The 13361-nt window shown below is 35.7% G+C and carries 17 protein-coding genes and 3 tRNA genes; 3 read left to right on the forward strand and 17 right to left on the reverse strand.

Going from position 1 to position 13361, the window contains the following annotated elements:
- Positions 1 to 2: 2 nt before the first annotated feature.
- Genes TMEL_RS07355 through flhA form a run of 8 tightly spaced genes read right to left on the reverse strand, consistent with a single transcriptional unit; the run spans position 3 to position 6975 of the window.
- Positions 3 to 683 (reverse strand): sigma-70 family RNA polymerase sigma factor, encoded by a 681-nt coding sequence (locus tag TMEL_RS07355; protein WP_012057637.1) that lies wholly within the window; start codon positions 681 to 683, stop codon positions 3 to 5.
- On the reverse strand, positions 680 to 1162 hold the full coding sequence (gene cheD, locus TMEL_RS07360; protein WP_012057638.1) for a chemoreceptor glutamine deamidase/glutamate methylesterase CheD: 483 nt from the start codon (positions 1160 to 1162) through the stop codon (positions 680 to 682). The genes TMEL_RS07355 and cheD overlap by 4 nt, the downstream gene beginning before the upstream one ends.
- Entirely contained in the window at positions 1162 to 1779 is a 618-nt protein-coding gene (gene cheC / locus TMEL_RS07365; protein ID WP_012057639.1) for a CheY-P phosphatase CheC, read from the reverse strand. Before cheC ends, cheD begins: the two co-directional genes overlap by 1 nt.
- A 10-nt stretch (positions 1780 to 1789) precedes the next feature.
- Entirely contained in the window at positions 1790 to 2452 is a 663-nt protein-coding gene (locus TMEL_RS07370) for a flagellar brake protein (RefSeq protein ID WP_012057640.1), read from the reverse strand.
- Positions 2453 to 2466: 14 nt separating this feature from the next.
- Complete coding sequence (locus tag TMEL_RS07375; RefSeq protein WP_012057641.1) at positions 2467 to 3000, reverse strand: PilZ domain-containing protein; 534 nt, start codon at positions 2998 to 3000, stop codon at positions 2467 to 2469.
- The gene (locus TMEL_RS07380) at positions 3001 to 3831 is read right to left on the reverse strand and encodes a P-loop NTPase (protein ID WP_012057642.1); all 831 of its coding nucleotides are present in this window, start codon (positions 3829 to 3831) and stop codon (positions 3001 to 3003) included. It abuts the gene before it with no gap.
- Positions 3815 to 4936, reverse strand: a complete 1122-nt coding sequence (gene flhF / locus TMEL_RS07385; RefSeq protein WP_012057643.1) for a flagellar biosynthesis GTPase FlhF — start codon at positions 4934 to 4936, stop codon at positions 3815 to 3817. The genes TMEL_RS07380 and flhF overlap by 17 nt, the downstream gene beginning before the upstream one ends.
- A complete protein-coding gene (gene flhA / locus TMEL_RS07390; RefSeq protein ID WP_012057644.1) occupies positions 4933 to 6975 on the reverse strand; it encodes a flagellar biosynthesis protein FlhA in 2043 nt (680 codons plus the stop codon). Before flhA ends, flhF begins: the two co-directional genes overlap by 4 nt.
- A 203-nt stretch (positions 6976 to 7178) precedes the next feature.
- Here flhA and TMEL_RS07395 point away from each other — a divergent pair.
- From TMEL_RS07395 to TMEL_RS07405, 3 genes are all read left to right on the forward strand, one after another.
- Positions 7179 to 7254 (forward strand) — tRNA-Glu (locus tag TMEL_RS07395).
- A 5-nt stretch (positions 7255 to 7259) separates the two neighbouring features.
- Positions 7260 to 7334, forward strand: a tRNA-Val gene (locus TMEL_RS07400).
- Positions 7335 to 7348: 14 nt separating this feature from the next.
- Positions 7349 to 7424, forward strand: a tRNA-Phe gene (locus tag TMEL_RS07405).
- Between the two features lie 93 nt (positions 7425 to 7517).
- Here the strand turns inward: TMEL_RS07405 and TMEL_RS07410 are convergent.
- The 9 genes from TMEL_RS07410 to TMEL_RS07445 form a co-directional block, all read right to left on the reverse strand.
- The gene (locus TMEL_RS07410; RefSeq protein WP_012057645.1) at positions 7518 to 7916 is read right to left on the reverse strand and encodes a cell wall hydrolase; all 399 of its coding nucleotides are present in this window, start codon (positions 7914 to 7916) and stop codon (positions 7518 to 7520) included.
- 4 nt (positions 7917 to 7920) lie between these two features.
- Positions 7921 to 8202, reverse strand: coding sequence for a hypothetical protein (locus tag TMEL_RS07415; RefSeq protein WP_012057646.1), 282 nt, complete (start codon positions 8200 to 8202; stop codon positions 7921 to 7923).
- Complete coding sequence (locus TMEL_RS07420) at positions 8192 to 8377, reverse strand: hypothetical protein (RefSeq protein ID WP_143611032.1); 186 nt, start codon at positions 8375 to 8377, stop codon at positions 8192 to 8194. The genes TMEL_RS07415 and TMEL_RS07420 overlap by 11 nt, the downstream gene beginning before the upstream one ends.
- Positions 8378 to 8387: 10 nt before the next feature.
- A complete protein-coding gene (locus TMEL_RS07425; RefSeq protein ID WP_012057648.1) occupies positions 8388 to 8717 on the reverse strand; it encodes an SH2 domain-containing protein in 330 nt (109 codons plus the stop codon).
- A complete protein-coding gene (locus TMEL_RS07430; RefSeq protein WP_012057649.1) occupies positions 8692 to 8934 on the reverse strand; it encodes a hypothetical protein in 243 nt (80 codons plus the stop codon). The genes TMEL_RS07425 and TMEL_RS07430 overlap by 26 nt, the downstream gene beginning before the upstream one ends.
- 4 nt (positions 8935 to 8938) lie before the next feature.
- Positions 8939 to 9454 carry a hypothetical protein gene (locus TMEL_RS07435; RefSeq protein WP_148186016.1) on the reverse strand — a complete coding sequence of 172 codons (516 nt, stop codon included), beginning with the start codon at positions 9452 to 9454 and terminating at the stop codon, positions 8939 to 8941.
- Between the two features lie 37 nt (positions 9455 to 9491).
- On the reverse strand, positions 9492 to 9626 hold the full coding sequence (locus TMEL_RS10690; protein WP_257617335.1) for a hypothetical protein: 135 nt from the start codon (positions 9624 to 9626) through the stop codon (positions 9492 to 9494).
- Between the two features lie 61 nt (positions 9627 to 9687).
- A complete protein-coding gene (locus tag TMEL_RS07440) occupies positions 9688 to 10041 on the reverse strand; it encodes a hypothetical protein (RefSeq protein ID WP_012057651.1) in 354 nt (117 codons plus the stop codon).
- Positions 10042 to 10073: 32 nt separating this feature from the next.
- Entirely contained in the window at positions 10074 to 13343 is a 3270-nt protein-coding gene (locus TMEL_RS07445; protein WP_012057652.1) for a fibronectin type III domain-containing protein, read from the reverse strand.
- Positions 13344 to 13361: the final 18 nt, after the last annotated feature.

The raw sequence follows: 13361 nt of genomic DNA on the forward strand, positions 1-13361 counted from the left end.
AATTATCCCCCCAACATTTTTTTTAGTTTTAAAATAATTGAGCTTAGAATTTGGGAAACTCTTGATTCCGTTAAGTTTAATATCTTTCCAATTTCTTTTAAAGATAATTCATGTTCAAATCTTAAATTTAGTATTATTTTTTCCTTTTCATCCAATTTATTTATCGCCTTTTTTAATTCTTCCTTTATGATTTCTTTAAATGCCGTTTCTTCTGGGGTATAATCAGAAGAAGAAATTGTTTCATTAATTTCTAGATCTTCTGTTAGGTAATCATCAAGCATTAGAAATTGCTTTCTTACCATTTCGTTATATGCTCTTTTGACATTTTCAAGTGGGAGATTAGTTATTTTTGAAATTTCATTAAAATCTATTATTTTTCCCGAATTTTCCATCTTGGAGATAGCATCTTCAACTACTTTTACATCGTGCCTTAGGTTTTTTGGCATCCAGTCTATCTTTCTAAGATAGTCGTACATCGCACCTTTTACTCTGGTTAAAATATACGATCTTAGCTTTGCTCCTTTTTTGGGGTTATAACGTTCTATTGCTTGTAATAATCCAATAAGACCTTCTTGTATTAAGTCATCAATTTCAATATTATGTGGTAGATTTTTCTTTAAATCATACGCAATTCTTTTTATATAAGGTAGATATTCTTGTATAATTTTTTCTTTGTCTATCAAATTTCTATTACCTCCACATTTTCACCTGTTTTTACTTTTCTAATCATGAGTTTACCGGTTTCTACGTCGTATTCAATACTCCTTGCTCTGTTTCCTCCAGTATCTTCAGAAACAATTTTAATTCCGAGTTTGTTTAGTATCTTTTTTACTGCCTCTACGTTTCTTTGGCCTACATTCATTGCAGAATTATTAAACATAGCAGCACCACCTGCTATTTTCGCCTCAAAATTTTTCCCGCCTAATTTTTTTAATTCGTTAACTACGACAGTGATTCCAGTATCGGCATATTTTCCTGGCTTGTTGACTTCCTTTCCACCACTTTCTGGGAGCATAACATGGACCATTCCGCCAATTTGCTTTGATTTATCTCTAATACAGACTCCGACACAAGAACCCAATCCTAAAGTTACTAAAATTGTATTTTGATCACCAATTGCATATTCGCCTATTCCAATGATTTTTTTAACTTTTTGTGACATTAATTCCACATCCCCAATTTTTCCAATATCTTTTTAAGAGATTGTTCATCTGGAAGAAGAAGCAAGTAACCTGTTAACATTTTGTCAATACCTTCTATTTCAATAGAAGTTTCAATAAGTAATATGTAGTCTTCTGTTTTAGAAACTTGCAAAGAAACTTCTGCAAGTATTGCACTTATCATATCGACTGCTATCTCAGGTGGTTCTGGGTTTATAAAGAAATTTGTAAATCCTGAGAGTGCGGTAACGTATGAACCACACATTATATTTCCTATTTCTTTCAACATAGAAACGGAAAATTCATCAAGGGTTGTTATATCTTGAAGCTCTATGCCTGTTAAAAGTTTTGTTATTTCTTTCACTGTTATGGAGTTTAAGATTAACAATATTTCACCTTCTACATCTTCTTGCATTTTCATTTTTACAGCGCAAACAATTTCTTCAGGGTTTTCAAATATAAATGGGATATTTGAAATAGGTACCACTTTTGTTGATGGTACCGAAATTTCTACTTTTCTTCCAATCATCATTGAAAGAGCAGTTGCTGCATTACCTGTACCTATATTTCCAATTTCATTTAGAAGGTCAAGTTGTTTTTCATTTAATTTTTCAAGCATTTTTTCCCTCCTACTTCTTTGCTTTTAGTTCTTTTTGAAATACAAATCTTACTAGTTTGTTTTCTAGATTTGTAGGTACATCTAAAAACTCAACACCATATTGAAATCCTTCTTCTGTTTTCTGATCAGCTCTAATTATCTTTGATTTTTGATTTTCAAGCTGTAAATTTTCGTCTAATTTTAGATTTATATATATTATATCATCTAAATGTAGAATTGCATCAGTTACAATTTTTATTCCTCCTGCACTGAAGTCTTTGGTCATGAACTGGATAGCTTCAGCATTAGTTTTTGGGGATAATTTAAACGTTCCAAATAGAAATAATGGAATTCTTTTAAATCTTCTTCTCTCAGTTTTATTTACATATTCGGGTGCTGGCACGGGGATCATGTATAGATTATCTTTTTTAATTACTCCAAGCGATATAGTAGAAAATGTATACATCGAACTTCTATCAAAAAATTTTACATTCATTCTTGTACCTTTAGGTATTGGGATGAAATGTCCTTTGTAAGTTGGAATAGATAGAAAGATTAGGTTTTTTTTAAAGTCAATATCTGATATTGAAGTCTTATATGTGCCTTCGAGTTCTTTAAGCATTGTAATTTCAATTATACCTGGTAATCCAATCTTTAAAGCTTTTGGTGTTGGAACTTTTGTTACATATGGCATAGTGACACCCTTTCTTATTTTTTAATTATTTCTTGCCATTTTTTAATGGAATCTTCTGATATTTTACAACCTATTCTATAAATTTCTTCTTCAAATATTCGCCAAAGAGGTATTATTTTAATCTTATCATTATCTATTAAAATTTCGGTTGGTTTTTCAAGTTCTAATTCTTTTTCTGATAGCATTTGAAGCCCTGAACGTGAGACATCGATTATTAAAATGGAATTGTTTGCATTTTTTGCAGATTTAAAAAAAGGAAATCTTTTTTCTTTCCTTCGTTGAATAATTCCTATTTTTTCGTTTGTTTTTAGAAAATATCTTTTGCCTTCATTATCTGCTACTTCTCCAATTAATGCTAATAACGCCTCTTTTACTGGAATATTTAAAAGTAATTTTTTGCCAATTGTAAATGTTTCATCAGCTTCTATTTCAACAATCCCATTTTTTTTGATAATAATAAGCCGAACTTGATACTCTTTGTTTTCAGTGTCTTTTGCTATAAGATAAATACCACTTAAATTTTTATTTATATATTCAATTATTGTCAATTAATTCCCTCCTTTGAAGAAAGAAAGTATTTTATCCATTAAATTTTCTTTTGGTGCTATTTCCTTTTTGCTTAAAATAGAAGCTATTCTATAAAGTGCAAAAGTTGGCTGAATTTTTGGATTATCTATTACAAATGGTTTTCTTTCAAAAACACTTTTTTCAACGTTTGGATGTTTTTTTATTAAGGTTAATGAACCAATTTTTTCACCGGTAAATTTTTCCAAAACAGCAGAAAATCTATTTAAATTTTCAGATGATTCTTTGTACTTTTCTATTAAATTACCAACAAGGTGAATGTTGTTTGCAGGTATGCCTTTATGGATTAAAATTTTAACGAATGTGTATGAGTTAACTAGCGATGTAGGTTGCGTTGTAGTTATGACTAGTGTATGGTTTGCACTGTTAAAAAATGGTGCAAAGTTTTCATTGTATCCAGGCGGAAGGTCAATAAGTATGTAATCATAATTTTGTGCTATCTGTGCGAAATTTATATAAAATTCTTTTATATTATTTTCGCTAAATAAAAAGATTGTTTCTATATCACTACCTACATTCATCAAATCTATACCGTATTCTGTTTTAAAGATTATATCTTCCTTTTTGCATTTTTTCATTATAAGGTCACTAAGGGAGTACTTTGGGTGTATGTTTAATAGAACATCTGAGTTTGTAAAACCCACATCAAGATCAAAAATTAAGACTTTAAATCCGAGTTTTTGAAGTATAATGGAAAGATTAACAGTGATTAGAGTTTTTCCCACACCACCTTTACCGCTGCCAATTAAAACAATATTTCCAAGATTAAGCAAATTTCTAGCTTGATTTAACATAATTGAGCACCTCTCTAGCTAAAATAATTGATAATTCTTTATTACTTGCTTCAATAATGTCATCGGGTACACGTTGACCATTTGTAATATAGATAATTGGTTTATTGATAAAATGGCCAGCGTTTAAGAAATGTCCCAAAGAAGATGTTTCATCCATTTTAGTTAGAATTATGTGTGTAGGTGAAACATCATTGAATTTTTTTGAAATAAGTTCAAGATCACTACTTCTATATTGCATTCCCACAACTAAAAATTTGTAATCTGGGGAAATAATTTCAGCCATTGCCTTTATTTCATTCATTTGAAGTTCATTTTTTTGGCTTCTACCTGCGGTGTCTATAAATACCACCTCAAAATCTGCCATTGCTTCAAGCTCGATTTTTGCTTCTTTGGGGGTGTATGCAACACGCATTGGTATATCCATTAATGTTGCATATGTTTTTAGTTGTTCTGTAGCCGCTATTCTATAAGTGTCTAATGTTAATATACCAACCTTTTTGTGTTCATTTATGGACATTTTTGCTGCTAGCTTAGCAAGTGTAGTAGTTTTTCCTACGCCCGTTGGACCTACAAACATTACTTTTCCTGTAATATCTGGGTTGTCTGTTTTTATAAATGGAAGGAATATTTCAGAGAGAACAAATCTTGTGTTTTCATCCTCAAAATCTATTTTCCCGTATTTTATTCTTATGTATTCTATAACTTTTTCAATTATTTCTTGATTTACATCGTGAAAGTTTAAAGCTTTTCTCAAATCTCTTATCCATTCAGGTTCATTGTCAGATTTTTGCATAGAAACCATAGTTTTTAATTCGTACATCATCTTTTTTATTTCATTAAGTTCATCAGTGCTCCTTTTTTGTGAATTTTTTGATAGTATTTCTTGTAATTGATATATTTGTTGTGTTTTCATTTCATTGTTTTGCTTTACTTCATTTTCTTCAACAGCAGCAGTAACTTCGAGAAAGGTTTTTGCACCAATTCCCAGAAATCCACCTTTTTTAATTTTTCTTGTTCCAAGAATTACTGCATCTTTTCCAAGTTCAATTTTTATTTTTTCAAGAGCTTCCTTGATGTCTTTGACTAAGTATTTTTTTACGATCATAATTTTATCACTCCTTCAATTTGCATTGTAATGTTTTCTGGTATTTCATCGTAAGAAACAACGTAAATTCCTGGGATAAATTTTATGATTAAATCTGCTATCAATGGTCTTAATGATGACGAACATATAAGTACAGGATTATACCCCTTTTTCATCAGATTTTCTAAATTTTTGGATATATTTTCAATTAATTCTCGCATTATTTCCGGATTTAAATCTAAATATTTTTCTCCATCTAAATCTTTTACTAAGTTAACGAGACTTTTTTCTAAGTTGTTATCAAATGCTATTGCATGTAGGATATTATCATTAGATATTAATGGCGTAATTATCTGCCTTTTTAGAGCTTTTCTAACCTTTTCCGTCAGATACACAATGTCTTTTGTGTATTCACCATATTCGAGAAGTGTTTCAAAAATTAAAGGTAAGTTTCTAATTGAAATTCCTTCTTTTAGAAGTTTTTGCAGAACTTTTTTTACTTCAGTTGGTTTTAAAACATTAAATAAGTTATCAACTAATTTATCAAATCTATCTCTTAAGCCTTCCACAAGTAAGTCAAATTCTTTACTTCCAAGTAATTCATGAGCGTGTCTTTTTAATATTTCTGTTAAATGTGTAGCAAAAACTGTAGGTGGATCAACAACTGTGTAACCTAATCTGGTGGCTTCCTCTTTTCTCGATTCATCTATCCAAAAAGCTTGAAGACCAAAAGCGGGTTCTTTTGTTTCAATTCCAGGAATTTTTTCCAAGACAGTTCCCGGGTTTATGGCCAAAAGTCTGTTTGGAAGTAATTCGTATTTTGCAACTTCTGCTCCTCTAATAAATATAGCATATTCGTTAGATTTTAATAAAACGCTATCTCTTACCCTAATTGGAGAAATCACCAATCCAAGTTCATATGCTATTTGTTTCCTTACCATTGTAACTCTTTCAAGTAAATCTCCACCTTGCGACGTATCAGCAAGTGGTATAAGTCCGTAACCTATTTCTATTTCTACAGTATCAGTTTGTATTATTTCAGAAACTTCTTGAGGGGTTGAAAGAACAGGTCCCATAGGGCGTTCACTTATTTCACTGATAGAAGCAGTTTCCATTTCAGGTTCTGAGACACTTTTAATTAGACTACCTGTTATTAAGAAAAGTAGTCCAATTAAAACTGCTGTAAAAGGGATTGGTGTAAACAAACCTAAAAATATAAGTATTCCACCTGTTAATATTATAACTTTCTTTTCGCTTCCAAGTTCTTTTACAAGTTCAGTCCCGAGATTATCTTCAGATGCTGCTCTTGAAACTAAAATACCTGTTGCAGTTGATACCATTAATGCAGGTATTTGAGTTACCAACCCATCTCCAACTGTAAACAAAGTAAAAGTTTGAGCAGCTTCTGTAACTGTCATTTTGTGAGTTAAAATACCTATAATTAGTCCTCCAATAATATTAACAAGTACAATTATTATACTTGCAATTGCATCTCCTCTTACAAATTTCGAAGCTCCATCCATTGCGCCATAAAAATCTGCTTCTCGTCTAATCTCGTCTCTTCTTCTTCGTGCTTCATCTTCAGTTATAAGTCCTGCATTTAAATCTGCGTCAACACTCATTTGTTTTCCTGGCATTGCATCAAGGGTAAACCTTGCTGCAACTTCTGCAATCCTTTCTGAACCCCTTGTTATAACTATAAATTGTATGATTACCAAGATTAGAAACACCACAAGACCAACGACGTAATTTCCACCAACAACAAAATCCCCAAAAGCACGGATTACCTTTCCTGAAAACTTTGGCCCTTGTAGTAATATTAATCTTGTTGATGCGACGTTTAATCCGAGTCTAAATAAAGTAACAACTAATAATATAGTAGGAAATGAAGAAAGTTCTAATGCTTTTCTAATGTACATTGTTGAGAATAAAATAACTAGAGAAAGTGATATATTTAAGAGTTGAAAAAAGTCCAATAAAAAACCTGGAATGGGGAGAATCATCAATAAAACAATAGCTGCAACCATTATTGCAACAATTACATCAGTTCCTTTTGACATTACATCACCTCTAATTTGGTTTCTTGATATATTTTACCATATTTTTATTTATATAGTATAATTATTTTTAAAATAGGTTTTTGGAAATTAACATCATATTTTTTCACCTGTCAGAGAAAAGTTACAAAACTAGTAGTTGACAAAAAAAATAATTTTTGATATTATTGATTACGGTCGCTTTGAAAAAAGAAATAGGAACTTAGGCCCCCATCGTCTAGCGGTCTAGGACACTGGCCTTTCAAGCCAGAGGCACGGGTTCGAATCCCGTTGGGGGCGCCAGGAGTGGGCGCGTAGCTCAGAGGGAGAGCGCATGCCTTACAAGCATGAGGCCGTAGGTTCAAGTCCTACCGCGCCCACCAAAGGTTGTTTGGGTGGCGAGGTAGCTCAGTTGGTAGAGCAGTGGACTGAAAATCCACGTGTCGACGGTTCGATTCCGTCCCTCGCCACCAGAGTTAGCGTTCAAAAGTGCGTTTTCGGTTCGGTCAAAAAGTCAAGTATTCAAGCCAAAAAAAGCCCCCTTAATTGGGGGCTAATGTTTTGATCTATTTTGAGGGGGTTACTAATCTATAAAATTGATGTGCAAAATAATTCGGGGTAGGTACCGGTTCAACTTTGACCCCGAAAATCTCGTTCGGATCTTTTTCCTTTATATATTTTTTTGTTGCAAAGAAAGTGGCTCCCTTTGTTGGATCAATTCCAACAAGGTGTTCATAAAAAGCAAGTACAGCAGCATTTACTGCATCGGTCATTGCTTCCCTTTCTAACTCTTCATCAATATCTATAGCTCTTCTGTATCCAATAAAATCTTTCTCAATTGGTCTGAATTTTCCATGTTTAAGTCTGTTAAGTATTACATGAGCTATCCATTTTTTCTCTTCGAAACTTTGTCCTTCAGCTTCTCCCATTACAACAAGTGCAGCTTTGCCTATATCATATGTCACATTATCACCTCCAGAAGAATCTGCCTGCAAGAGCTCCTGTTATAAGCGATAGTACTATCGATACTGCGAACGCAAGGGCTCTTTTCCCTGCGAGTTTGGCATATGCGTTAATTGCTATTTCTTCAATATAGCCAGACATTGTTTTTACTTTATTTTCTATCCTTTTATCTAAATACCCATTCAGCATCTTTTTTATATCTTTGATATCACTTTTCATTTCTTGGATATCTTCTTTAATACCCTTAATTTCAACGTCATGTTCAATTACTTTATCTTCAATTCCCATTGTTGTCACCGCCTTTAGCAAACTTTGTCAAAACGTTAGCACCGCTATATATGCCAAACAGTGTTAAAACCGCTTGTGTATAGTTGTCTGCGTCTAGTTTTTCAAACCATAAAAGCAAAGTAAATACTACAATTAACGCTAATGCAAGCCAAAGCTTTCTGCTTTTTAGCTTCATATGTTCCACCTCACTTTATGAAGAGTAATACAGTTGCACCTAAAGCAACCACAGCAACGACAGTCCAGGTTTTTATTTGCTCAGCTTTTAGCATTGCTTCAAGTTTCTTTTTTTCGTCATTTAAAATTGCCACTTGTTGTTCAAGATTTAAAATTTGCTTTTCTAAGTTAGAAATTTGTGCCTTAAGATTTTCAATTTGCTTTTTGTAATTTTCGTTGAGATCTTGCAATTGTTTAATATAATTTGCAAGTTCTACCACAGTATCTTCTTCAAGATAAAATTTTCCGTCTGGAGCTTGTTTGATAAATTGGTATTCATTTTCGTTTGCGAAGAGCGTCATTGAGAAACTTAGCAGCAGAATCAGGATTGTCAAAATATTTCGTTTTCTCAATTTCCTCAGCCTCCTTTTCCAATCGCTTTTGCTCTTTCTTAAGTTCTTTTTGCTTTTTTTGTAATTCTTTTCTTTCTCTTTCCAATAAGGAAATTCCTAATACAAAAGTAAATATTGCTAATACAAGCCACCAGAATTTTTTAAAGAATTCAAGTACTTTCTTCATATTTTCACCTCATTTCTACATAAATATCTTTATAAACAGTTCCTCTATTTTTGACATGAAATCCAAGATGAAGCTTTGCAATACCACCCGCACTTGGTTTCATAAACTTTCTACGTGCATATTTTTCAAAGCCTAACCAGCTCGGAACTGTTATGATATAATAATCTTGCTCCAGGATTTTCTTGTTTCTTGGATCTATAAGCATTCTTCTTTGCTTAACTACAGAAGGTTGGTGTGTATGTGCAGTTATTTCAGAAATTCTTGCATTTGCAGTTATTTTTCCTCCAACCGTTCGTGCAGCTGAGTATCCATGACCTGCAACTATGAGAAATGGAAGCCTTTTTTTGGAACCATAACTGACTTTTCTTAGAGACACTTTAAGTGTTGCTATTTCTGATTCATAAGGAATTCCAAAGTCTTCACATAACAATTCAACAGGATCCAAACCAACAGCACGCTGAATTCTTGTTTCATGATTTCCATTTACAACCACAAGAATCCTTTCTTTATACTTCCGCAAGAAATTGGCTAACAGCCTTGTGGCACTCTGTGGATTTTCAATTTGAATCTTTGTCTATATCTAAATATTTAACTAATTCTTCAAATCGACTTTCAGGACTGCCAAGATGTACATCGGCAATACCAATAATTGATACTGATTGTTCAAACTCATATTCAATAACTTTTTGCATTCGAAACCCCCTTTCGGCATGAAAAAAGCCCTCGAATGAGGGCATAAGCTCGCCGTGTCGATTATTCATGATTTCGTGCATTTATTTCAAATGGATTATACCAATAAGCCAATTTGTGAGCTTTAAATGAATCTATATATCTTACCCAAAATATTACAAATAACACAAAATAAAACATCAAATACAAAATTAACATGCCTGCTGGACTAAGTATTCGCTGTTGCTTAATATGTTGGTTTTCATGATTACGAAGTCGTGTCTCACCATAAATAGATTTGTAAGTATTGTAATATTTGTCATTATAGAATATAAACGGAGCTATTGACATTGCTACGGCTGGTACAGGAGCTTTAACCCACATGGGTTTTACAAAAGCAAATACCCACCAGATCAACCAAATTACTATTATCCACAATACATTTTCCCTCCTTATTTTGTAAGTCTTTATTAATATCCTATTACAGAATAGGTAATCATGGCATTCGCTGATTCTTTTAGTGTGCTCGGCGTGTAACTTACCAATGTCGCTGTAACATTCGAAGATGATGAAGGGCTATCTCGCAATGCCCACTCTGTTATTGTTCCGTCACCCCAATCAATATGACCGAGTTTGGCAAAATAAATGCCGTCTGGAAGAATTTTTTTCAGCTCCCATGTATACGACACTTTAATCGTATAAGGTGGTGTTCCAGAGTAACGGTGCAAATATTCAACAGAAAGATCGGGGCCATTTATCCGCACAACAGCCTCATCTACAGCAACCGTAATTGTATACAAAGTATAATATGTTTCTGTGGAGTCATTGTATTCAACTGTGACTTGAGCGTTTGGATATTGTTTTGGCTGCACGAGTTGTGTATATGCTAATATTTTAAAACTTTGGTTATCAATTTTTTGCCAATCTAATATTAATTTTCTTGAATAATTTGGGGCGAAAGTAGAACGCCAATACTCAAAATTACTAATACCAAGCAAGACAAAATACTCAGTCAATGCAACTGGTAATGTTATTGTTTGTTCTGTAATTCCATTCATATTTATTGAATATGGCCCATAAATAATTCCTAAAACTGGGTAATCTGAATTATTCAAAACTCTAACAAGCCCGTTAGTACCGTCAATCGCCCATCGGTTAACTCCTGTCCCCACATCGATGCGTTTGCCTGCATATATTGTATTTGCTGCAATCAAATCACCCACAACACTACCTTCAGGCGCATTTTCTGGAATAAGCGTAACCCTTGGGGCGAGATTAACCTCCGTATATCCCTCAGGCATTATCTGATTTGCTTCGTCGATGAGAGAGTTAGTCCAGTAGGCGAGGGTGCCTGAGGGCAATGAGAACGCAGGTGACACCGCGAGTTTATCGAGGGTGATGCTGCGGGCCTGGATGCGGTCAGCGTCGAGGTAACCGGTCGTTATCACACCAGCATCAAGCTCGCTGATCCATGCTGTATCGATTTTTCCGTTTTGAATAATAGCGTCCTTAATTGCAGCATAGTCGTAGTAACTCGCATCGTCCAACTTCACCGTTGAGGCCGTCACGGCAGAACTCCAATCGCTCGCATTTCCAGACTTATCAACAGCTTTGATTCTCAGGTAATAAGTCGTATTAACCGCCAAATCTTTTATAACAGCCGATGTAGCGTTCAAAACTATCTCTTTTGCTGTTGAAAAATCACTCTTAGTGTCGTACTGCAAGACATAGTGGTCGAAGTCATCTTCAGTGTTTGGATTCCACTTAACCATGATCGTCTGAAAGAGTCCCGTCGGTGTTAAACCTGTTGGAACAGCAGGCGGCACCTCGTCTTTTGCGCTCGTTATGGAAGCTGCGCTCGACCAATCTGACTTCTTTCCTTCCGCATCCAGAGCCCGCACCTTTACATACACGGTGGTGTTTCCGGGCACCACAAACTGCGACAGCGTTTCTGCTGTTGTATAATAGTGCCAGTGAACACCATCAAGACTCCAAGTTACTTCATACCCTATTACATCAGCTTCCGGTACAGGGTCAAAGCTTACTCTAACTACGCTTTCGCCTTTATCATTCATAGTTGTGGAAAGCGACAAATTCTGCGGCACAGAAGGTGCTGCACTGTCAATATAGTTCGTTCTCTCATCAACCTCATTCACCTGCTCCTGAAGCTCTTGAATCTGTCCCTGAACCTCAGTGATTTGCTGCTGCGTTTGGTTTTCGACGGGGTCAGGAGAGCGAGTAGCGCGGGTGAAGGTCTTATCGCCTGTCGTGAATTCGATATCCTTCCACTCGACGATATCGAGCGATGTCTGAAACTTAGCAGACTGCAGGCTGTGCTCTACCTTCAGAACAAGGAATGTTCCTGAACTAATCCCTTTAAGCGGTACTGCGAATTCGATAAGATTTCCCGCATACACATCCGCGTAGAACTCGTTCATCGCAAGACCGAAGCGGATCGTTTTGTTGATGTTTTCGTACAGCACATCGGCTATATTGCTCATCACAGCTTGCGAGTCAAAGAAGGTTCTGACGCTGTATTCTTTGTCGGGCTCGCCTGTGGTGTTTTCTTTGATCAGCTTGTTTACACTGACCTTCTTGACCTGCCGCCCCTGAATTTTCACATGGTTTATTACGACGTTTTCTGATGTCGTAAGGGCTTTTATCTCGATAACGGCTTTATCGGCGTATCTTTCGTACTTGGTGATCTGGATATGCTCATTTGAAGGCTGTGGGGTGCTCTCCAAGACCGTGAACGGCACGTCCTCCTGAAAGCCCGCACCGACAGAATAGCTTATGTATATCGTATCGCTCACAGCCACCGCGTAGTCTGATACATACTCAAGTTCAAAGGTCGCAGTAGTTCCAGGGGCTATTGTGTTGTTGCCCTGAAGCTCAAAGTCAATCACCCACGACAGGTCGTCATCGACGCGGTATCCTTCGCTTTCAAGCGTGATCTTGTTGAACCGTCTTTCGGTTCCAAGATCGTAGCGTTTGAAAGTGTCCTGCTGAAGCGAGAGTGCGGGGTTGGGATCGGAATACGAACTTGTGTCCATTCTTGTTCTGTATATGATTTTGCCTTCGGGTGTTGTGGATATCTTCCCTGCTGTGCCGCGAACGAGGTTTATCACGGTTTGCCAAATTGTGCTGTCTTTCCTTGCGAGAAATGTGCAGGGATATTGGACTTCCTGAAAGTCAAACTGCGACGAGTCGAGGCCTGCACGCTGAAAGAGATCAGCGAGTATCTCGTGCGGTTTCATATCGATGTAAAGTATGTCTGTATCGAGTTTTTTCTTCGTTGCGTAGTAGCATATATCAGCCACTTTCATTTCTGCTTCTTTGTGCCGTTCTGTGAGCTGGGTTTTGACACCGTAGAAGAGCGGGACATCGATATATTCGGTATCGCTCTTGTACACACGGAGCAGGATTTTGACTTCCCATTCCTTGCTGAGGTAAGCCTGATCTACGGTACCGTTGAATTTGCCGCTTGAAGGATCGAATGCGTCGTTATACTGCGTCGGTGTCCATTCGTTGCTGAGATTAGCGAGAATTATCGTGGCCGAGTCAATAGCGGGGCTTTCGAGAAATTCGAGTTTGTTGACGATGCGGACTTCCTTGACCCACTCGGTGATGTCGTACCAGTTTGTGCCGTCGATTTTGGCGAAAACTGCAACACTTTTGTAGCGTGTTGGGTGGCGTATATACGGAATGTAGCTGGAATCCACATTAAGTTTTGGGAACACATTACCACCTCGCTTTTC

Source organism: Thermosipho melanesiensis BI429 (assembly GCF_000016905.1).
GTDB lineage: Bacteria > Thermotogota > Thermotogae > Thermotogales > Fervidobacteriaceae > Thermosipho > Thermosipho melanesiensis.

Excerpts from the sequence above, each read along its gene's own strand:
- TMEL_RS07420 (WP_143611032.1), bottom strand. The coding sequence starts at position 8,377 with ATGAAGCTAAAAAGCAGAAAGCTTTGGCTTGCATTAGCGTTAATTGTA.
- TMEL_RS07370 (WP_012057640.1), bottom strand. The coding sequence starts at position 2,452 with ATGCCATATGTAACAAAAGTTCCAACACCAAAAGCTTTAAAGATTGGA.
- TMEL_RS07425 (WP_012057648.1), bottom strand. The coding sequence starts at position 8,717 with ATGACGCTCTTCGCAAACGAAAATGAATACCAATTTATCAAACAAGCT.
- TMEL_RS10690 (WP_257617335.1), bottom strand. The coding sequence starts at position 9,626 with ATGCAAAAAGTTATTGAATATGAGTTTGAACAATCAGTATCAATTATT.
- cheD (WP_012057638.1), bottom strand. The coding sequence starts at position 1,162 with ATGTCACAAAAAGTTAAAAAAATCATTGGAATAGGCGAATATGCAATT.
- flhA (WP_012057644.1), bottom strand. The coding sequence starts at position 6,975 with ATGTCAAAAGGAACTGATGTAATTGTTGCAATAATGGTTGCAGCTATT.
- TMEL_RS07430 (WP_012057649.1), bottom strand. The coding sequence starts at position 8,934 with ATGAAGAAAGTACTTGAATTCTTTAAAAAATTCTGGTGGCTTGTATTA.
- cheC (WP_012057639.1), bottom strand. The coding sequence starts at position 1,779 with ATGCTTGAAAAATTAAATGAAAAACAACTTGACCTTCTAAATGAAATT.
- flhF (WP_012057643.1), bottom strand. The coding sequence starts at position 4,936 with ATGATCGTAAAAAAATACTTAGTCAAAGACATCAAGGAAGCTCTTGAA.
- TMEL_RS07415 (WP_012057646.1), bottom strand. The coding sequence starts at position 8,202 with ATGGGAATTGAAGATAAAGTAATTGAACATGACGTTGAAATTAAGGGT.
- TMEL_RS07380 (WP_012057642.1), bottom strand. The coding sequence starts at position 3,831 with ATGTTAAATCAAGCTAGAAATTTGCTTAATCTTGGAAATATTGTTTTA.